Origin of the sequence: Aeromonas sp. QDB14 (assembly GCF_027707845.1) — a bacterium.
In the GTDB taxonomy this organism is placed as follows: Bacteria; Pseudomonadota; Gammaproteobacteria; order Enterobacterales; family Aeromonadaceae; genus Aeromonas; species Aeromonas caviae.
Window position 1 is genome coordinate 1 of record NZ_JAPCJD010000082.1, and the last position, 18519, is coordinate 18519.

At 64.2% G+C, this 18519-nt stretch carries 16 protein-coding genes; 1 reads left to right on the forward strand and 15 read right to left on the reverse strand.

From position 1 onward, the window contains the following. Window positions 1-181 precede the first annotated feature (181 nt). Window positions 182-922 (forward strand): dienelactone hydrolase family protein, encoded by a 741-nt coding sequence (locus PG887_RS19030; protein ID WP_182957669.1) that lies wholly within the window; start codon window positions 182-184, stop codon window positions 920-922. 63 nt (window positions 923-985) lie between these two features. On the opposite strand, the gene pgl is transcribed toward PG887_RS19030, so the two are convergent. The 15 genes from pgl to PG887_RS19105 form a co-directional block, all read right to left on the reverse strand. After that, a complete protein-coding gene (gene pgl, locus PG887_RS19035) occupies window positions 986-1984 on the reverse strand; it encodes a 6-phosphogluconolactonase (RefSeq protein WP_270822595.1) in 999 nt (332 codons plus the stop codon). Window positions 1985-2041: 57 nt separating this feature from the next. After that, window positions 2042-2650, reverse strand: coding sequence for a LysE family translocator (locus PG887_RS19040; RefSeq protein WP_270822596.1), 609 nt, complete (start codon window positions 2648-2650; stop codon window positions 2042-2044). Between the two features lie 120 nt (window positions 2651-2770). Beyond that, window positions 2771-6088, reverse strand: a complete 3318-nt coding sequence (gene mscK, locus PG887_RS19045; protein ID WP_270822598.1) for a mechanosensitive channel MscK — start codon at window positions 6086-6088, stop codon at window positions 2771-2773. 149 nt (window positions 6089-6237) lie between these two features. After that, entirely contained in the window at window positions 6238-7650 is a 1413-nt protein-coding gene (pykF, locus tag PG887_RS19050; RefSeq protein WP_010673615.1) for a pyruvate kinase PykF, read from the reverse strand. A gap of 404 nt (window positions 7651-8054) precedes the next feature. Continuing rightward, window positions 8055-9185, reverse strand: a complete 1131-nt coding sequence (locus PG887_RS19055) for a ribosomal protein uL16 3-hydroxylase (protein WP_270822600.1) — start codon at window positions 9183-9185, stop codon at window positions 8055-8057. 152 nt (window positions 9186-9337) lie between these two features. Beyond that, window positions 9338-10708 (reverse strand): adenylosuccinate lyase, encoded by a 1371-nt coding sequence (purB, locus tag PG887_RS19060; protein WP_270822602.1) that lies wholly within the window; start codon window positions 10706-10708, stop codon window positions 9338-9340. Window positions 10709-10738: 30 nt separating this feature from the next. Further along, window positions 10739-11350 carry a high frequency lysogenization protein HflD gene (gene hflD, locus PG887_RS19065; protein ID WP_010673618.1) on the reverse strand — a complete coding sequence of 204 codons (612 nt, stop codon included), beginning with the start codon at window positions 11348-11350 and terminating at the stop codon, window positions 10739-10741. Between the two features lie 157 nt (window positions 11351-11507). Then, the gene (mnmA, locus tag PG887_RS19070) at window positions 11508-12614 is read right to left on the reverse strand and encodes a tRNA 2-thiouridine(34) synthase MnmA (RefSeq protein WP_010673619.1); all 1107 of its coding nucleotides are present in this window, start codon (window positions 12612-12614) and stop codon (window positions 11508-11510) included. A gap of 158 nt (window positions 12615-12772) precedes the next feature. After that, window positions 12773-13240: an NUDIX hydrolase gene (locus PG887_RS19075; protein WP_039039255.1), complete on the reverse strand. Its 468-nt coding sequence runs from the start codon at window positions 13238-13240 to the stop codon at window positions 12773-12775. A gap of 64 nt (window positions 13241-13304) precedes the next feature. After that, the gene (locus PG887_RS19080; RefSeq protein WP_203764613.1) at window positions 13305-14222 is read right to left on the reverse strand and encodes a pseudouridine synthase; all 918 of its coding nucleotides are present in this window, start codon (window positions 14220-14222) and stop codon (window positions 13305-13307) included. Between the two features lie 73 nt (window positions 14223-14295). Beyond that, complete coding sequence (locus tag PG887_RS19085) at window positions 14296-14763, reverse strand: GNAT family N-acetyltransferase (protein WP_143237833.1); 468 nt, start codon at window positions 14761-14763, stop codon at window positions 14296-14298. Beyond that, a complete protein-coding gene (locus PG887_RS19090) occupies window positions 14760-14954 on the reverse strand; it encodes a hypothetical protein (protein ID WP_270822604.1) in 195 nt (64 codons plus the stop codon). The genes PG887_RS19085 and PG887_RS19090 overlap by 4 nt, the downstream gene beginning before the upstream one ends. Before the next feature lie 7 nt (window positions 14955-14961). After that, window positions 14962-15723 carry a DUF3142 domain-containing protein gene (locus PG887_RS19095; RefSeq protein WP_270822606.1) on the reverse strand — a complete coding sequence of 254 codons (762 nt, stop codon included), beginning with the start codon at window positions 15721-15723 and terminating at the stop codon, window positions 14962-14964. Window positions 15724-15726: 3 nt separating this feature from the next. Then, window positions 15727-17847: a hypothetical protein gene (locus tag PG887_RS19100; RefSeq protein WP_270822608.1), complete on the reverse strand. Its 2121-nt coding sequence runs from the start codon at window positions 17845-17847 to the stop codon at window positions 15727-15729. A 235-nt stretch (window positions 17848-18082) separates the two neighbouring features. Next, window positions 18083-18376, reverse strand: coding sequence for a hypothetical protein (locus tag PG887_RS19105; RefSeq protein ID WP_270822610.1), 294 nt, complete (start codon window positions 18374-18376; stop codon window positions 18083-18085). Window positions 18377-18519 lie beyond the last annotated feature (143 nt).

An 18519-nucleotide genomic window follows, 5' to 3' on the forward strand; every position in this document is an offset into this window, starting at 1 on the left:
TCCGGAACTAGTGATTGGTTCCGGATTGTCCTACAGCAGAAGGATCGGTCAATGGATCCTTAACTGATCAGCATTGCACCTTTGGGTGGCCTCTCTCTTTTTGCCTGTGTACCACTGAACCCGGGCTCCCTATGTCAAGCGGCTACACTCAGGGGCACCATTGACGGGAGAGGACGAAAGGATGAAGAGGGCATGGATCCTGGCCCTGCTGGGGCTGATGGGGAGCGGCGCGGCCGAGGCCGGTGCGGTGCGCTACGAGGTCGAAGGCAAGCCGTTCGAGGGCTATTACCTGGCGGCTGCCGACAAGGAGGCCCCTCTGGTGGTGCTGGTGCACGACTGGGACGGGCTCAACGGTTACGAGATCAAGCGGGCCGAGATGCTGGTGGCCCTGGGCTACAGTGTCTTTGCCGTAGATTTGTTCGGTGCCGGGGTCAGGCCGAGCACGGTGGAAGACAAGAAGCGCCTCACCGGGGCCCTTTATCAGGACCGGACCAGGATGCGCTCCCTGCTGCAAGGGGGATTGGCGGAGGCGGGCAGGCAGGGGGGGCGGCTCGACAATGCGGTGGCCCTCGGTTACTGCTTCGGCGGCGCCGCCGTGCTGGAGCTGGCCCGCAGCGGGGCGGATCTCAAGGGGGTGGTGAGCGTACACGGCGGGCTGGAGACCCCGGCCGGGCAGGACTACAAAGAGGTGAAGGGAGAGTTGCTTGTCCAGCACGGCAGCGCCGACGAGGCGGTCTCTCTGGGTCAGTTTGCGGCGCTGGTGGCCGAGCTGGAGAGCGCCGGGGTGAAGCACGAGGCGACCAGCTACAGCGGTGCTCCCCACGCGTTCAGCGTCTTTGGCTCGGACAACTACCGCGCCGATGCCGATGCCAAGTCCTGGCAGCGTTTCACCGGTTTCCTGAAGGAGGTGACCGGCTCCTGAGGGGGCCGGCTCACGCAGGCCATGGCAGTGCCATGGCTCTTTTTATGCCCGTTTTTCGCCAGCTCAGGGGAGGGCGAGCACCCTCACCCACATGGCCCCCTTGCCCACCTCGCTCCGTGGGCCCGGGGTGAGCAGACCGCTTTCGGGGTCGATGGCATGCAGCGTCACCTCGTGGGATTGCTGCCCGGTCGCGATGAGCCAGTGGCCGCTGTGGTCGATGGCAAAGCCCCGAGGACAGGCCTCGGTCGGGAAGTGGCCGAGGGGGGTGAGGGCGCCATCCTGGGGGGAGACGCCGAACAGGGTGAGCAGGCTGCTGGCCCGTTCGCTGGTGTAGAGAAAACGTCCATCCGGGGTCAGGTGCAGGTCGGCGCCCCAGCGCTCCCCTTCATAGCCTGGGGGCAGCATGTCCAGGCTCTCGCGCGCCACTATCTGTCCGTCCGCCTCCCTGTGGTAGCGATTGAGGGTGGCATCGAGCTCGTTGAGGCAATAGAGATCGCCGTTGTCCGGGTGCAGTGCCAGATGGCGGGGCCCGGCGCCGGGTGCGGTGTGAATGTCCCCCAAGGGATGGGGAACCAGCTTCTCGTCCACCAGGGCAAAGCGGCGCACCCTGTCCTCCTTCAGGCAGGCCACCAGCAGCTCCTGCTCCCCGTTTTGCCCCGCAAGCCAGGTGACCGAGTGGGCCGCCATCAGGTGGTCGAGACGCTGGTGAGGGGGCTGCATCCGCCCCGCCTGATCCTGGCGGGAGACGGTGACGTGGTTGAAGGCGTAGGAGGCGGCAAAGAAGAGGCGGCCGCTGCCATCGGTGCAGGTGTGGGAGGCGCTGCCGAGCAGTGGCGCCGAGGTCGGGGCCCCGAGCCGCCCATCGGCGGCGATGGGGAAGCTCAGCACCCGAAAATCGGGGCGCACCCCCGCATGGAGCCAGCGCCGGTCCGGGCTGATGACCAGGGGCTGCACCTCGCCGCCGGTCTGCACTTCCTGCAGCGGGGCGAGGGTGCCTGCTTCGAGGCGAAACACATGGATCAACCCGCTCACCGGGTTGGCCACATAGACCACTTGTTGCATTGCATCTCCTTTGCGACGGCCATCCGTCGGGTCAAGGGAAAGGGGAGTCCCGGCCTCTCAGGCGGGGATCAGGATCTCGCGAATGACGGGCACCACTGACAGTGCCAGCAGGGCTGCCATTACCTGGTTGAAGCGGCGACGGGCAAGATCGTTTGCCAGCCAGCGCTTGAGCAGGGAACCGCACAGGAGCCAGAGTCCGACGCAGGGGAAAGAGACGATGAAGAAGGTCAGGGCGATGGCGAGGTGCTGCTCAAAGGGGTCGCTCCCCGCGCTGGTGAAGGCGGCGATGGCGCCGGTGGCGACCACCCAGGCCTTGGCATTGACCCACTGGAACAGGGCTCCCTTGAAAAAGCCGAACGGGCGGGCCCCGTTGCTGTCAGTCATCCCGTCCGTCGGGCGGGCGATGAGCCAGGCAAGATAGAGCAGATAGAGGGTGCCCGCGCACTTGATGAACATGTGGAGTTCGGGGAAGCGGGTAAAGAGCTGGCCAAAGCCCAGCCCCACCAGCAACAGCATCAGGGTGAAGCCGACGCAGATCCCCATGAGCAGGGGCAGGCTCTTGCGTACCCCGACGCTGGCGCCGGCGCTCATCACCATGATGTTGTTGGGGCCGGGGGTGACCGATGCCGAGATGGCAAAGAGCACCACGGCGTAGAGAGAGTCCATTGGGTTCCTCGTGTAGACAGTCCGTTGTCTTCCCTATATTGGGGGCGATCTGCGCTTTCCAAGGCGGGGGGCGGGCAGAAAAAAACAGGCCCCGTGACGGGGCCTGTGAAGCGGGCGGGATCAGACGGGCTGGTTCCCTGCCGGCGGCAGCGCCGGGCGGGATTCCACCTTCTGTTCGTCTCCCTGCATGTTCTTGATGTAGACGTCCATCTGGTTGAACGCGATCTCGATGCCATGCTCGCGGAACAGCACGTCGATGCGGCGGTTCAGCTCGTCGATGGCCGGGTTGCGATCCCCCAGCTCGCTCACGAAGAAGCGCAGCTCGTGATCCAGGGTGCTGGGCCCGAAGGTGAGGAAGTAGACGATGGGGGCCGGGTCTTTCAGCACCCGGCTGTTCTCCATGGCGGCCTGCATCAACAGCTTGCGGGTCAGATCCAGATCCGAGCCATAGGCCACCCCGACCCGGGCGATGACCCGGGTGACGGTGTCGGACAGGGACCAGTTGATGAGCCGCTCTATCATCAGCTGCTGGTTCGGGATGATCACCTCCTTGCGGTCGAAGTCGGTGAGGGTGGTGGAGCGGATCCTGATCTTGTTGACCGTGCCCGAGATGGTGCCGATGGTGACGGTGTCGCCGATCCGCACCGGGCGCTCGAACAGGATGATGATGCCCGAGATGAAGTTGGAGACGATCTGCTGCATGCCGAAACCGATACCGACCGAGAGACCGGCGGCCAGCCACTGCAGCTTCTCCCACTGGACCCCGAGCATGGCGAGCGCCGTCAGGCTGCCCACCCCGATCAGGGCGTAGTTGAGCATGGTGGTGAAGGCGTAGGCCGTGCCCTGAGCAAGGCGCAGCTTGGAGAGCACCAGCACCTCCAGCAGGCCCGGCAGGTTGCGGGCCAGCGACAGAGCCGCACCAAACACGAACAGGCCGGTCAGTACGTCGCTCAGGCTGATGGGATAGAGCACGGCGTTGGCCCCGGTCCCCTCGCTCTTGTGCCACAGCACCACGCTGTCGAGGTAGGTGAAGACCGCCACCAGATCAGACCAGAGCCAGTAGAAGGCGACGCCGAACACCAGCAGCAGCATGATGCGGGTCAGACGCAGGGACTGCTGGCTGACCTCTTCCAGATCCATGGGCTGCTCTTCGATGGCTTCGCCCCCTTCCGCATCCTCCTGGGTCTTGTGTTCCCGCTTGGCGACCGCGCGGCGATAGGCCAGACGACGGGCCGCCAGTTCAAGACCGCGCAGGGCGGTGCGATAGACCAGACCCCAGATGATGATGAGGTAGAAGGACTCAATGAGCCTGCCGGTGAGTTTCAGGGCCGTGTAGTAGTAGCCAAGGGCTGCCAGCACCATCAGGGCCACCGGCGCCAGCGCCAGGGCGACGGCGGTCAGGGTCTGCAACATGCTTGCCTCGCCCTTGATGCGGGCGCGGGAGATGGGCAGCACCAGGTAGGCGGTCAGCCCCAGCAGCAGCATGGTCATGCCCTGGCCGATGACGTCGTTGCCAAGCGAGGAGGGCTCCACCACCGCCTTGGTCGACAGCATGATGAGGGGCAGCAGGGGCAGCCAGAGGTAGCGCATGCTGTTGCGCTTGGCCTGCAGTTCGTCCCGCGGCATGCGGAAGTGGGTCTCGCCGATGCCCCCCGGTCGCATCACAGACAGGTAGACGCTGAACACCAGGTAGCCGAGGGCCAGGTTCAGGGTGATCTGGAAGATGAGTCTCGGGCTTAGCAGACCGCAATAGGCGAGCAGCAGGCCGGCGGCCAGGATGAAGAGGGTGCCCGGCAGGCGTTGCAGCACGCTGAACAGCAGGGCACGGGGGGTGTGCCACTGGCTGTCCTGACGAAAACGTCCCAGATCCTTGACGATCTTCTTCTGGCGCTCGAGCAGGGTGCCGCGCTTCCACAGCAGCAGGCCGCCCACCAGCAGCAGCGGCAGGGAGAGCAGGGAGACCGCCAGCAGCATGTCGCCCCAGCCGCTCCAGTCCGGTTTCAGCACCCAGTCGGAGGCCTGCTTGAAGGCCTGGGCCGGCCAGGTGATGAACCACTTGGCGTCGATGGGCTTGTTGCTGCTCACCCAGAAGATGTGCTGTTGCAGGGTGAACTCGATGGAGGCATAGACCCGGGTCAGCTGCTGCTGGGTCAGTTGCAGGCTGATGGCGTTGGTGAGCTGGGCATCCATCTGGCGGTTGAGCTGATCCAGCAGGCCGATGCGGGTGTCGATGAGCTTGGCAAGTCTGGCCCTGTCTTCGTCGCTCACCGTCTCGCCGCTGCTGGCGATGAGGTTGTCCAGATACTGGTTCTTCTGGAACAGCTGGTCACGCTGCTGGCTCAGTTCGAACTGGGCCAGGTGCAGGTCGGCGATCTGCTCCTCCAGGTTCTTCACCAGGGTGGAGGGGGCCGCTTCCAGTTGCTGGTAGAGCTGATAGAGGATGCGCGAGAGCAGCAGGTTGCCCTTGAGCATCTGCACCTGTTCGTTGAGGTTGCGCTCGGTCTGGGTGCCGCGCTCCAGCATGCTCTTCGCCTGCAGGTTCTTCTGGGCCAGGGTGTTGAGGCTGTTGGTGGAGCTGATGAGTTGCTGGCTGAGCTGGTAGTTGAGCTCCTGCTCTTTTTGCACCAGGGGGTTGTCTTCGGCGGTCACCAGTTCGCCGGTCTCTTCGGCGGTCTTTTCGGTGTCCCCCAGGCGCTTGGCGCTGCTCTGCTCCTGCAATGCCTGCAGTTTCTGCTCTTCACTGGCGAGACGGGCACTCTGGTAGTCCCGTTGCTTGACCACCAGATCCTGCATGCTGGTGCGGTTGTCCAGCTCCTTTTGCAGGTTGGCCAGTTGCAGATCCAGCAGGGCCAGTTCGGCATTAAGCTTCATTTTCTCGGCGCTGCTCACCCCGTCCCCGGCGTTGAGGCGGGTGCGGATCTCCTGGCTGCGCTGATAGGCGCGGCTCATGCTGGCCTGGGCCCGCTCCGGCAGGGTCTGCAGGTTGGTGATCTGGCTGCCGATGGTGCCAAGGGCCTCCTGGGCCGCCTGCATGTTGGCCATGATCTCGGGTTGGCGGGCATCGAGCTCCGCCAGGCTCATGGTGGCGTATTCGTTCTTGAGCTGCTCCGGGCTCTTGCCCTGGGTCAGGGCGTCGAGCTTGGCGCCGATCTCCTTGAGCTCTGCCGGCAGGGTGCGCAGGCGTTCGCTCTGGGTTTTGGCCTTGCTCTTCTCCTTGTCGATGCTGTCGAGGAGGGAGAGGGTGTCAGTCAGGAACTTCTGGTCCGCCTGCTGGCTGGCCGTGGGGGTGTCCGATTTGCCGAGGGCGTCGAGCGCCCGCTGCACGGTGGCGCGCTGGGGCAGATCCTGCGCCAGGGTGCTCGGGGTCCAGAAGGTGATGAGTAAACAGAGCAGCGGCAGCAGGGTGGCCGAGGCTCTTTTGAAGCGTGTTGAGAGCATAAAGCGTCCGGGTGATTATGCGATGTTCGGGGGATTTTCCACCAGGGTAAAATCCGCGTGGATTCTAGCACCGGCGCAAGAGGGGCAGCAGGGGGAGAGATAAAAAAAAACGGCGCCCGCAGGCGCCGCTTTCATCGGTTCAGGACTGATTACAGTACGTGAACGGAGGCGGTGTTGGTGGTACCGCTCGGTACCAGGGCACCGGAGACCATGACAACCACGTCACCCTTCACGCCCATGCCGATTTCCAGCGCGGCTTCTTTGCCGATGCGATAGAAGTCGTCGGTGGAGGCGATGGAGTCAACCACGTGAGCAACCACACCCTTGGTCAGCACCAGCTGGGCAGCGGTCTTCTTGTTGGTGGTGATGGCCAGGATCCAGGCTTTCGGGAAGTACTTGCGGATGGCCTTGGCAGACTTGCCGCCTTCGGTGGCAACCACGATCAGCGGGGCGTCCAGCTTCTCGGAGGTCTCTACCGCGCCTTTGCAAACCGCTTCGGTGATGCGCAGCTTGTTGCTGTCGTTGGCAGCAGACAGGTTGGAGGGCATCACGGCATCGGTACGCTCGCAGATGGTGGCCATGATGGTCACGGCTTCCAGCGGGTACTTGCCCTTGGCGGACTCACCGGACAGCATGACTGCGTCGGTACCGTCCAGGATGGCGTTGGCCACGTCGCCAGCTTCGGCGCGGGTCGGACGCGGGTTCTTGATCATGGAGTCCAGCATCTGGGTCGCGGTGATGACCACTTTGCGGGCCTTGTTGCACTTCTCGATGATCATCTTCTGGGCGAAGATCACTTCTTCTACCGGGATCTCGACACCCATGTCGCCACGGGCAACCATGATGCCGTCGGAGACAGCCAGGATCTCGTCGAAGTTGTCCAGGCCTTCCTGGTTTTCGATCTTGGAGATGATCTGGATGTTCTCGCCGCCGTGGGCTTTCAGGTGCTCACGGATTTCCAGCACGTCTTCTTTCTTGCGAATGAAGGAAGCGGCAACGAAATCAACGCCTTGCTCGCAACCGAAGATGAGGTCGCGCTTGTCTTTCTCGGCCAGGGCCGGCAGCTTGATGGAGACGCCCGGCAGGTTGATGCCCTTGTTCTCGCCCAGGTCACCGTTGTTGAGCACTTTACAGATCACTTCGCGCTCGGTGATTTCGATGACGTCCAGGCCAATCAGGCCGTCGTCAACCAGGATGCGGTTGCCGACGCGCAGGTCGCTGGCAAAGCCGGCATAGGTGACGGCGACTTTGTCTTTGTTGCCCACCACGGTCTGGTCGGTGGTGAAGGTGAAGGTCTGGCCGGCGACCAGGGAGACGTCGTTGCCGCCTTCGAGCTTGATGGTGCGGATTTCCGGACCCTTGGTGTCCAGCAGGATGGCTGCGTGCTTGCCGGTTTCGGCCATGACAGCGCGCAGGTTGCTGATGCGACCACCGTGTTCGGCGTAGTCGCCGTGGGAGAAGTTCAGGCGCATGACGTTCATGCCGGCATCCAGCATCTTGCCCAGCATTTCTTTGGATTCGGTCTTGGGACCGATGGTGCAGACGATTTTGGTCTTTTTCATGTCAGTCTTCATGGTTAAGGAATTTCCGCCGTGCAATATACACCAGTTTTTGGATACTTTTTATGATCCAGAAACAACGTTTTGAGCGAAAACGGCCTCAATTTGAAAGATAACGTTTTCGATCACAGCTCATTTTAGGGGCTAAAATAATTGATTTTCCGCAACTGAGGCCATTTGGTTCCCATTTCTGGCCCCGCATCCTGCCCGATCCCATGTTGTTAAATGACAAACAACAGGGCCCCATTGCGGGGGCGATCCGGCCCGATGCCGTTGGCCGTCATCCAGTGTAGTCACTCCCTCCCGCGGCGTCAGGACGAAGCAACGCAAGGCTGGAGCCGGTAGGCCTACAGCGGAAAAAAACGCCGCCCCTCCCGGCACGCCGGGAGGGGCGGCAGCCCTCTGGATCAGCCGAAGAACCAGTAGCCGCGGTTGACCAGCCGGGTCAGCAGTTGCAGGAAGCCCGCCTGATCGGCCAGTTCCACCAGCGCGTCCTGGGTGATGATGTCCTTGTCGCACAGGAGTGCGATGGCGGCCGGATCCTCGCTTGGCAGGGTCCAGGCTTCGCCGTCGATGTAGCAGGTGCGGCTCTCGCCGCTGAACCAGACGCTGCGCAACCCCGGCACCTTGATGGCGGGCTCCCCCTGGCTCAGCAGGTCGGCCACCTCGTCGGCGCTGTAGTCCGGCTCCACCGGATTGACGTCCAGATCGTGCTTGGCCTCGGAGATCATGGTGCCGAACCACTCCTTGAACAGGGTCTCGTCGTCGAGGGCCTGTTGCATCAGCTCCCGCAGGCGGTGCAGCTCATGGGGCTGGATTTCCCCGTGGCGGGCGCGGGGCTGGAGGTCCGGGTCGCCGTAACGTTCGGTGCGGATCTCGTTGTCGATCAGGTGATCGGCAAAGGAGGAGACAAGGGCCTTGGCGTCCGGTGCGCGGAAACCCACCGAGAAGTTCAGGGAGGGCTCGATGGCGTAGCCCTCGTGGGGGAATCCGGGCGGGATGTAGAGGGTGTCGCCTGGCTCCATGATGACGTCGATGATCGCCTCGAACGGCTCGCAGTGCAGCAGGGCCGCGTGGGCGGCGAACTCGTTCAAGGGCTTGGCATCGCCGACCCGCCAGTGGCGCTTGCCCTGACCCTGGGTGATGAAGACATCGTAGTTGTCGATGTGGGGGCCGACACCGCCGTGAGGGGTGGAGAAGCTCACCATCACATCGTCAAAGCGCCAGCCCGGGATGAACTGGAAGGGCACCGCCAGCTCGTGCACCTCGGGTACCCAGTGGTTGCACGCCTGCACCAGCACGGTCCAGTTCTCTTCCCCCAGGTGATCGTAGGATTCGAAGGGGCCGTGGGCCGCCTCCCACTGGTTGTTGAAGCGGGTGACGAGGCGCGATTCAATCACCTCCTCCATGGCCAGACCCGCCAGCTCGTCCGGGCTGATGGGATCCTGAAAGTCGGTGAAACCGCCCTTGATGAGGAGCGGGCGCTTCTGCCAGTAGTGCTCGAGGAAGTGAGCGATATCCAGATTGAGTTGGTACATGGTGCTTCTCGTATCTTGTGAGAGGGCTTGCCCAAGGCGGGCTTGGGCAAGGGCTCTGAAATGGCCCGATAGAGGGTGATCATATCAAATGGGCCAAAATCAACGGGTGCCCTGCCGTCATGACAGAGCCCCCGCCGGTTCGGTTACATCACTTATTTCAGCAGATCGACCAGACGCTGGGCGTCGCCGATGTAGTTGGCCGGGGTCAGCTTCTTGAGCTCGACCTTGACCGCTTCCGGCAGTGCCAGGGTGTCGATGAAGGTGCGCATCCCTTCGGCGTCGACGCGGCGACCACGGGTCAGCTCTTTGAGCTTCTCGTAGGGCTTCTCGATGCCGTAGCGGCGCATCACGGTCTGGATGGGTTCCGCCAGCACTTCCCAGTTGGCGTCCAGATCGGCGGCCATGGCGTCCGCGTTGGCTTCCAGCTTGGAGATGCCCTTCAGGGTCGCCTGATAGGCAATCAGGGAGTAACCCACCGCCACACCCAGGTTGCGCAGCACGGTCGAGTCGGTGAGATCACGCTGCCAGCGGGAGATGGGCAGTTTGCTCGCCAGGTGCTGGAACACGGCGTTGGCCAGACCCAGGTTGCCTTCGGAGTTCTCGAAGTCGATGGGGTTGACCTTGTGGGGCATGGTGGAGGAGCCGATTTCGCCGGCGATGGTGCGCTGCTTGAAGTGACCCAGGGAGATGTAACCCCAGACGTCACGATCAAAGTCGATCAGGATGGTGTTGAAGCGGGCCAGGGCGTCGAACAGCTCGGCGATATAGTCGTGGGGCTCGATCTGGGTGGTGTAGGGGTTCCAGGAAAGGCCGAGAGAGGTGACGAACTCCTCGGAGAACTGGTGCCAGTCCACATCCGGGTAGGCGCTGATGTGGGCGTTGTAGTTGCCCACGGCACCGTTGATCTTGCCCAGCAGCTCCACCGCCATGATCTGCTTGAGCTGGCGCTCCAGACGGTAGGCGACGTTGGCCATCTCCTTGCCCATGGTGCTCGGGGTCGCCGGCTGACCGTGGGTACGGGAGAGCAGCGGCATGTCGCGGTACTCGACGGCCAGGCGTTTGATCTCGCCGATGAGCTTTTCGCAATAAGGCTTGATCACCTCTTCCCGGGCGGTCTTCAGCATCAGGCCGTGGGAGTTGTTGTTGATGTCTTCCGAGGTGCAGGCGAAGTGAATGAATTCGCTGACGGCGGCCAGCTCCGGGTTCACTTCCACCTTCTCTTTCAGGAAGTACTCCACCGCTTTCACATCATGGTTGGTGGTGCGCTCGATCTGTTTGATGCGGGCGGCATCCTGCTCGTTGAAGTTGCTGACGATGCCGTCAAGCACGGCATTGGCTGCCTCGCTCAGGGCAGGGACTTCCGGGATCCCGGCGTGGCTGGCCAGTTTTTGCAACCAGCGCACCTCGACTTCGACGCGAAAACGCAGCAGACCGAATTCGGAGAAGATAGGGCGCAGGGCATCGGCCTTGTCGCCATAACGACCGTCAATCGGGGAAACGGCAGTCAGCGCGGACAGCTCCATGGGGTGAACTCCTGATGATTGGTGTGGGGGTTAAAATCGTTTGGCCAGTTCCACCATCTTCTTGCGGGCGAAGATGATCTGGGTACGGCTGCCGCCGAGCTGGCGCCACAGCACCACGGCGCGGATGCCTGCGAGCAGCAGGGCGCGCACCTTGTGCTGCACCAGGGGCTGCTGCAGGAAGAGCGGGGTGCCCGCCACCTGGATGCGCGGCCCGATGGGGCTGATAAGGTCGCTGTAGATGCTCGCCATGTTGGCCAGGATCTGCTCGTCGAGCAGATCGAAATGCTGTTGCTGGCGGCCGATCTGGCTGATCCGCTCCCCCAGCATGTTGAGGATGTCCTTGCGCTTGGCGAGCTTGCGCTCCAGCGCGATCAGGCTCACCACGTAGCGGGTCAGCTCGGCATTCTTCTGGCTGCCGTCGGCCCCCAGCTGTTCCACCAGGGCGCGATAGCCGTCGCGAATGGCCAGGTGGCTGCCGAACACTTCCAGCGGCTGCGTGGGGTTGGTGACCAGAATGCTTTGCAGGCTCTCGCGCAGGGAGGCTTCGTCGCAGGAGCCGTCACGGGCCACTTTCTGCACCAGATAGGCGGCCTGGCAGATGCCTGCGAAGGCCATGGTTCTGTCTTGGAATTTGTCGCTCATATCTTCACAGCCCTGTTCTGTTCTTTCACCGGCCGATGCCATGATCCGGCCTGGACGTTGCCAATCATGTATCGCTGCCTTGTGCTGTTTTTTCTTTGTCCCTTCTCCCGCGAGGGGAGAAGGGAGTACAGCGCGGACGCTCGTGAGCGCCCAGCCCTTAGACCGGATGGCTGAAACGTTGTTCGATGATGCCGCCGCCCAGACACACTTCCCCGTCGTAGAAGACGGCGGACTGGCCCGGGGTCACCGCAGCCTGTTTCTCGTCGAAGATGACCCGGATGGTCTCATCGTCGATGGGCTGGATCAGGCAGGGGATATCTTCCTGACGGTAACGGGTCTTGACGGTGCAGCGGCGCGGCGCGCGAATGGGGGTGCGATCCACCCAGTGCAGCTGGCTCGCGACCAGGCCGTCGGAGTAGAGACGGGGGTGTTCCCCTTGCGCCACCACGAGCGTGTTGCGCTCCACCTCTTTGTCCACCACGTACCAGGCCTCTTCGGTGGCATCTTTGCGACCGCCGATGCCAAGCCCCTTGCGCTGGCCCAGGGTGTGGTACATCAGCCCCTGATGCTCGCCGATGATCTTGCCGTCCACGGTTTCGATGGGACCGGGCTGGGCGGGCAGGAACTTGGCCAGGAAGTCCTTGAACTTGCGCTCACCGATGAAGCAGATGCCGGTGGAGTCTTTCTTCTTGGCGGTGATGAGATCCAGCTGCTCGGCGATGCGGCGCACCTCGGGTTTTTCCAGATCCCCGACCGGGAACAGGCTCTGACCCACCTGGGCTTCGCTCAGGGTATAGAGGAAGTAGCTCTGATCCTTGTTGGTATCCAGACCGCGCAGCAGGCGCGGGCGGCCGGTGCTGTCGTCACGGCGCACATAGTGGCCGGTGGCGATGTAGGTGGCCCCCAGCTCTTCGGCGGCGAATTCCAGGAACGCCTTGAACTTGATCTCCTTGTTGCACAGGATGTCCGGGTTCGGGGTGCGACCCGCCTTGTACTCTTCCAGGAAGTGCTCGAACACGTTGTCCCAGTATTCGGCGGCGAAGTTGATGGTGTGGAGTTTCATCCCCAGCTTGTCGCAGACGGCCTTGGCATCAGCCAAATCCTGGGCGGCAGAGCAGTACTCGTCCGTGTCGTCTTCTTCCCAGTTCTTCATGAACAAGCCTTCGACCTGATAGCCCTGCTGCTGGAGCAGGTAGGCCGAGACGGAAGAATCCACGCCGCCGGACATGCCGACGATCACCTTGATTTGGCTGTTGTCTGTCATTAGTCGAAGTTACCAGTTCGTTTAAACGGGGCGTATTCTACCAGAGTTTTGCGCCCCCGGTCACATCTCCCTGCCGCCGTTCTCCTTGGAAGCCCGGCGGCGGGAAATCGTTTTTCTTGTCTCGGCCCCATAGCGTCAAAAAGAGCGTCCAATGGCGCTTAGATGAAGGCCTTGAGTGCCGACAGCGGCAGGCGGGTGCCTGCCAGATAGTCCTGGATACACTGCCACACCAGGGGGCTTCGCAGGGCGGGCTTGCACTCGGCAATCTCCTCCAGGCTGAGCCAGTGACAGGCCAGTACGTCACCGTCGGGATCCTCTGGATGGTGCTGACCGGGCGACTTTTCAAGGTCGAAGATGACGGCGGTGCGCACAAAGGTGGCCTCGCTGTCCGCCGGTTTGAAGAGGTAGACCCCAAGCCAGCCGGTGGGCGCGGCGGTGAGTCCGGTCTCCTCCTTCAGCTCGCGGCAGGCCGCCTGGATGAGATCTTCTCCCGGCTCCACGTGGCCGGCGGGCTGGTTGAAGCGGCGCTGGCCCGCAATCTCCTCTTCCACCAGCAAGAAACGCCCCTGCCAGTGCACCAGAGCGGCCACGGTGAGGCGGGTGGGCAGCGGTGGGTGATCGCTCATAAGGACTCCTTGTCTTGTTGGCTGTGCCCCGGCAGGGGCGCTCGATGCAGATCCGCTGTCGCCTTCATTCAGAGGGCTTGGTGCGAGCCGGACGGCGGGCGGTGGTGCGCCCGCCGCTGCGATTGGCCTGGCGCGGGTCTGCCCCGCGGCGGTCCCGCCCCCGGGCTGGATCCTGATCTGTTGGCCGGGCGGTGCGGGGGGCACTGCGGCCAGTGCCCCCGGCTGCGGCGGATGCCCGTGGTTTGCCTTGCGTGGCGGCTGGTCGTGGCGCGGTTGCCAGCTCGGGGGCGGGCAGGGCGCGGCTCTCTCCCGGCGCCAGACCATCGAGGGTCCACTCCCCGATGGCGTAGCGGATGAGGCGCAAGGTGGGGTGGCCGATGTGGGCGGTCATGCGCCGCACCTGGCGGTTGCGCCCCTCCACGATTGTTATCTCGAGCCAGCAGGTGGGGATCTCTTTGCGCTCGCGAATGGGCGGATTGCGTGGCCACACCACAGGGTCATCCATGATGCGCGCCCCGGCGGGCAGGGTCATGCCGTCGTTGAGTTCCACACCGGCGCGAAGGGCGGCCAGTTTCTCCTCGCTCGGGATGCCTTCCACCTGCACCCAGTAGGTCTTGGGGGTCTTCTCTCCCGGCTGGGTGAGGCGTGCCTGCAACTTGCCATCGTTGGTGAGCAGCAAGAGCCCTTCGCTGTCTCGATCCAGCCTGCCCGCGGCATAGATGCCGGGCTCTTTGATGTAATCCTTGAGGGTCTCGCGGCCCGCCTCGTCGGTGAACTGGCAGAGCACCATGTAAGGCTTGTTCAGGAGCAGCAGCTTGCGAGCCGCCGGGGCGGGGGCCGGTTTGCGCTCGTTGACGCTCCCTGGGTGCCGGGCCTCCCGGCGTTGGGATGGGCGCGCCGTGGTAGGCCCGCTGGCCGTGCGGCCTGCGTCAGGGCGGGCGGAGAGGGAGAGACGGGGGCGGGCTGATTTCATCGCATGCATACCAAAAACAGGGGATGGCGGAGTGTACCACAGGGGGCGGCCATCAGGGGGAGGGCGGGGCTTCCCTCTCGGGTCAGGGGGAGGCGGTGTCCGGCGCCAGTGCGAGGGAGAGGCGCAGCATGTCCTTGTGCTGGATGCCGTGCTCCATCAGGGGCTCGGGATAGTGGATGAGGAAGTGATCCTTCACGACGGCATGGACGCGAAAGCCGTGGCGCTGGTAATAGGTGAGCTGGTGGCCGAAGCTGCCGGTACCGAGCTCGACGCGGCCTATCCCCTTCCCGGCCAGGTTCTCCAGCACGAAGCGCAGCAGGCCGGAGCCGATGCCCTGCTGCTGGCGGTTGGGGGCAACGGCGATGTTGAAGATCTCGGCGGTTTGCTCCCCCACCAGGCCCGCCACGCAGGCCCCCACGACCTCGTTGTCCGCCAGGGCGGCAAAGCCCCAGGCCCCGGGCAGGTAGGCGGCGATGCGCGACGCGGCGGGATCGGCCTCCAGCAGCAGGGCCAGCGGCAGGTGGGCGGGGTTCATCTCGACAAACGTCATCCTTGTTTCTCTCCCTGTTTGTGACGGCGCGCGCCGCGCAGCACGATGGCGGGCTTGACCGATGTGGTGGCCCGGACGGCGTTCCTCTCGCACGGCATCTCGCCCGGTGTGGATGCCACCAGCCGGATCAGGGTCTGCCACGGCTGCTTGCCGTGGGCACGCCCTTGCCCCTGTGCCTCGATAGGATTCACACGCGTCTCAGTGGGCGTCATGCCGGGGAACAGGGGGGCTGGTCCCCGGGATCGGCACCGGGCGGTTGAGCAGGAAGACCACCTCGCCCCGGTAGTGGGGGGAGGCGGCCAGTGTTGTCTGCCAGGCGGGATCCCACTCCCCATCCTGCACCAGCCCTACCTTGAACGGGATGGTCAGGTGCGCCATGGCGGGCAGATAGGCCTGATAGCCCGGCACCGTGCGCGTGCCCTGATAGGTCTGGATCACCAGCTCGTCCACGGGCAGGCGATTGAGCTCTGCCACGTCCCCCGTTTTCGCCCAGTCGAGCAGCCCCGTCACGCTGAGCTTGCACCCGGGAGGCAGGGCGCGCCGCAGTTGTTGCAGGGCGTTGCCATAGCGATCGAGCTGGCGGGTCGCCGCATCGAAGTCGATCTGGATGCCCGCCACCCTGGCCCCGGCCGCGCGCCACCCCTCGTAGAGGCGCACCAGCACCTGCTCGTGGGCGGGGGAGAGGGGGAGGGCGTTGACACGCACCACCAGCCAGACCTGCCCGGCCTTGAGGGGGGAGGGAACCCGCCCCAGCTTGACGAAGCGGGAGCCGCCGGGCCTGTCCAGGATCTCCCCCTGATGCAGATAGAGGGTGCTGGCCTGTTCCAGTACCGGCTGGTGGCGGGTGGCGGACCAGAGCCAGAAGGCGTCATAGGCGCTGGCATCGACACTGGCCTCAAGGGGGGTGGCCAGGGCCGTCAGCAGCAGCGCCAGAAGGGCGCGTTCAGGGGGGGTGCTCATGGCTCACCAGTAGTATTTGAGGGATCTGGCCCACACCGAGTTGCCATAGCGCTGCTTGAGGGTGTTGAACCAGGCCTGCCGGGTGCGTTTGGGGATCTCCTGGCTGTCGCAGCTGTTGTAGCCGGAGGGGGCATAGCACTGGATGGCGCGATAGAGGGCATAGCTCTTGTCTTCGGGCTCCGCCTTGGGGTTGGCCATCACGGCCTGATAGAGGGCGAGGCGACTCGGGAACGTGGGGCGCTCGTCTTGCGCCAGCCCCCAGATCATCTCGCGATCCTGCCACAGGTCGATATGGGGATCCCGGCTGCGCAGATACTCCCCGAAGCAGTTGAGGGCATGACCATCGTCGGGGCGCTGCACCAGGGTGCCAAGGGTCTGGGCCAGATCCCGGCAGTGGTAGCCCTGGGGCGTCCCCTCTCCGCGCCACTGGAACACCGAGAGGCGCACATCCCCGTTGGGCACGGGCTCCCAGGGCGCGTCGGCGGGAGGGGTCGCCTCCTTGTAATCGGCGGGGATGAGGGCCACATCCTGCAAGAAGGTGGCCGGGTCGCTGGCGATGAGATCCCGCACCAGCAGGGTATGGAGCGCAATCTGCCGCTCCGCCGCGCTCGGGCCCTGACTGGCTTGCTGGCGTAACAGAGCGGGTTCGGCCTCCTGCTTGAGCACGGCCGCGCGGATGCGCAGCTGGGTGATGGGGCTGCCCGGCTGGAAGATGGCGGCTGTGTTGCCGGTGCGCACCCAGTGATCCGCCAGCACGTTCTCCACGAACGCCTGCTGGGCCTGACCCAGGGGGGAGGCCACCAGTGCCATCAGGGCCTGCTCGGCCTTGTCGAAGGCCTTCATGCCCTGCCAGGCCCAGATGCGCAGCATCTGGTGGCTGAATGCCAGGGTGGCGTCCTCCTGCCCCGGGGAGGGCAGGGCCAGCACCTGCTCGAACTGATTGTCCAAAAAGAGGGCGTAGGCCTTGAGATAGGCCGCCTGCGCCTGGTGACCGGTTTTTTGCAGGTGCGCGATGGCGTCGTCCAGTTGGGCATCTTGCCAGTCCCGCGGCCGCTCATAGGTCGGTCTGAGACCCCGCAGGGCATTGACGAACAGCAGCGCCGGCTGGGCCGAGTCCTGATAGGCCGCCTGATAGCGATAGGCATCGCCACTGAGCAGGGTGAGATCGATCTCGTTGACCAGGGCCTCCAGCGCCGGCAAGGGCTGGCGGGTTGCCATGGCGTCGTCATAGGCATCCCGCAGGGCGCCGAGATCACCGGACATCCACTGGATGCGTCTGAACAGTCCTCTGGTCGAGCTGGCGTAGCGCCCTTGTGGGTAGGCCACCAGATAGGCCTGACCCTGGGCCATGGCGCGGCGAAGGGCCTCCTTGTCGCTCCTGGTCACGTCCTGATCGCCGTATTCGTCCTTCGCCTCCTTCATCGCGAGGTTGATCTCCGTGCGCATCACCATGTAGGTCGCGCTCTCGGCCACCCAGGGGGCCTTGGCCTGCTGCAAGGCGGCAAAGCCTGCGCGGGCCTCCTCGAAGCGGCTCTCGTAGAAGTGCCGGGCGGACTGCAGATACCCCTGCCACTCCAGGGCAGCATCGCTCATTTCGGTAGCGGGGGCCGGGCTCTCCTGCTGCCCCAGGATCAGCAGACGGCTTCGCAGCAGCGACGTGCGCTCCGGGGCGGGCACCTCGCTCTGCTCGAGGGCGTCCAGAAACGCGCTGACCGAGGAGAGGGAGTTGGAGATGGCGTGGCCGTAGAGGGAGTCGTGGCCCGCGTAGTGCTCGAGCAGCGGGGGGAGGGACGGGTCGTAGGCGGCCAGCCGGCTGCCGAGCTGCTCGCGCAGCGCCGGGTCCTCCACCTCCTCCGGCTGGGGGAGGCGGGTGAGGTAGAACAGCGGCTGGCTGCGCTCGTTCAGCGGATCTGCCGGCAGGGTGAAGGGCAGGGGGTGATGCTGGGCATCCCCCAGCAGCATCAGCAGGTTGCCCCGGGTGTCGTTCTCGTTGAGATAGAGCGGATAGGTGGGGAGAGGGCAGTCGGTGAGCCAGAAGCCGCACCCGTCACCGTCACCGGAGGCGAGGGCGGGCAGTGCAACCAGCGTCATCGCCAGCACTGAGCAGTGGGTCAGAGATGTCATGGGATCGCTATCCGTTTGTGGGCCCGCGCCGTGCGTGATGCCCGGGCCGGAAAAGGGTTTTGCAGTGGCGGGCAATAGTACGAAAGAGGGTCACAAACGACAACCCATTCTGACCTGGTCGGCGCTCTCTCTGTCAGGACGCCTGCGCCATCTCCCTGCCCCGAGCATGTGCTCTTTGCTGCTTCGCGGATGTCAGCATCTGCCATCGCCATACAAAAAGGGCGAATGTGGATGCTTATATCGGGGGCTCTTCGGTGCGAAAGAGCGCCTTGCCGCAGGCGAGGCAGGTGTGGCGAAAGCGATGATCAGGCCAGCCGGTCTGGGGGTGGCCCAGCACCTTGTCGGAGCCGCAGGCGCAGCAGCGCGCCCCATGTTCATCGTCGATGGCGCATTCGGGATGCTGGTGCAGGTAGTCGGCGCGGGTGGACAGGCGCAGCCAGTCGGGCTGGGCATGGCGCTGGTTCCAGAAATAGCACCCATAGAAGGTGCCTGCGGCGACGGGCAGGGCAAACCACCAGAAGAGATCCATGTCATGACTCCGACGAGAGGGGATGAGGGCGGCAACAACCCGCTCAGCAGGCGTGGTGCGGCTTCATTTTAGGTTCTTCGCGGGATCTTGGGGAAGTGGAAGTTGACAGACAGGGTGCTGGTAAACTGGCTGTCTCCAAACAC

Bases quoted from the DNA above. Each gene is read 5' to 3' on its own strand.
- PG887_RS19030 (WP_182957669.1), top strand. From the start codon at position 182: ATGAAGAGGGCATGGATCCTGGCCCTGCTGGGGCTGATGGGGAGCGGC.
- pgl (WP_270822595.1), bottom strand. From the start codon at position 1,984: ATGCAACAAGTGGTCTATGTGGCCAACCCGGTGAGCGGGTTGATCCAT.
- PG887_RS19040 (WP_270822596.1), bottom strand. From the start codon at position 2,650: ATGGACTCTCTCTACGCCGTGGTGCTCTTTGCCATCTCGGCATCGGTC.
- mscK (WP_270822598.1), bottom strand. From the start codon at position 6,088: ATGCTCTCAACACGCTTCAAAAGAGCCTCGGCCACCCTGCTGCCGCTG.
- pykF (WP_010673615.1), bottom strand. From the start codon at position 7,650: ATGAAAAAGACCAAAATCGTCTGCACCATCGGTCCCAAGACCGAATCC.
- PG887_RS19055 (WP_270822600.1), bottom strand. From the start codon at position 9,185: ATGTACCAACTCAATCTGGATATCGCTCACTTCCTCGAGCACTACTGG.
- purB (WP_270822602.1), bottom strand. From the start codon at position 10,708: ATGGAGCTGTCCGCGCTGACTGCCGTTTCCCCGATTGACGGTCGTTAT.
- hflD (WP_010673618.1), bottom strand. From the start codon at position 11,350: ATGAGCGACAAATTCCAAGACAGAACCATGGCCTTCGCAGGCATCTGC.
- mnmA (WP_010673619.1), bottom strand. From the start codon at position 12,614: ATGACAGACAACAGCCAAATCAAGGTGATCGTCGGCATGTCCGGCGGC.
- PG887_RS19075 (WP_039039255.1), bottom strand. From the start codon at position 13,240: ATGAGCGATCACCCACCGCTGCCCACCCGCCTCACCGTGGCCGCTCTG.
- PG887_RS19080 (WP_203764613.1), bottom strand. From the start codon at position 14,222: ATGCATGCGATGAAATCAGCCCGCCCCCGTCTCTCCCTCTCCGCCCGC.
- PG887_RS19085 (WP_143237833.1), bottom strand. From the start codon at position 14,763: ATGACGTTTGTCGAGATGAACCCCGCCCACCTGCCGCTGGCCCTGCTG.
- PG887_RS19095 (WP_270822606.1), bottom strand. From the start codon at position 15,723: ATGAGCACCCCCCCTGAACGCGCCCTTCTGGCGCTGCTGCTGACGGCC.
- PG887_RS19100 (WP_270822608.1), bottom strand. From the start codon at position 17,847: ATGACATCTCTGACCCACTGCTCAGTGCTGGCGATGACGCTGGTTGCA.
- PG887_RS19105 (WP_270822610.1), bottom strand. From the start codon at position 18,376: ATGGATCTCTTCTGGTGGTTTGCCCTGCCCGTCGCCGCAGGCACCTTC.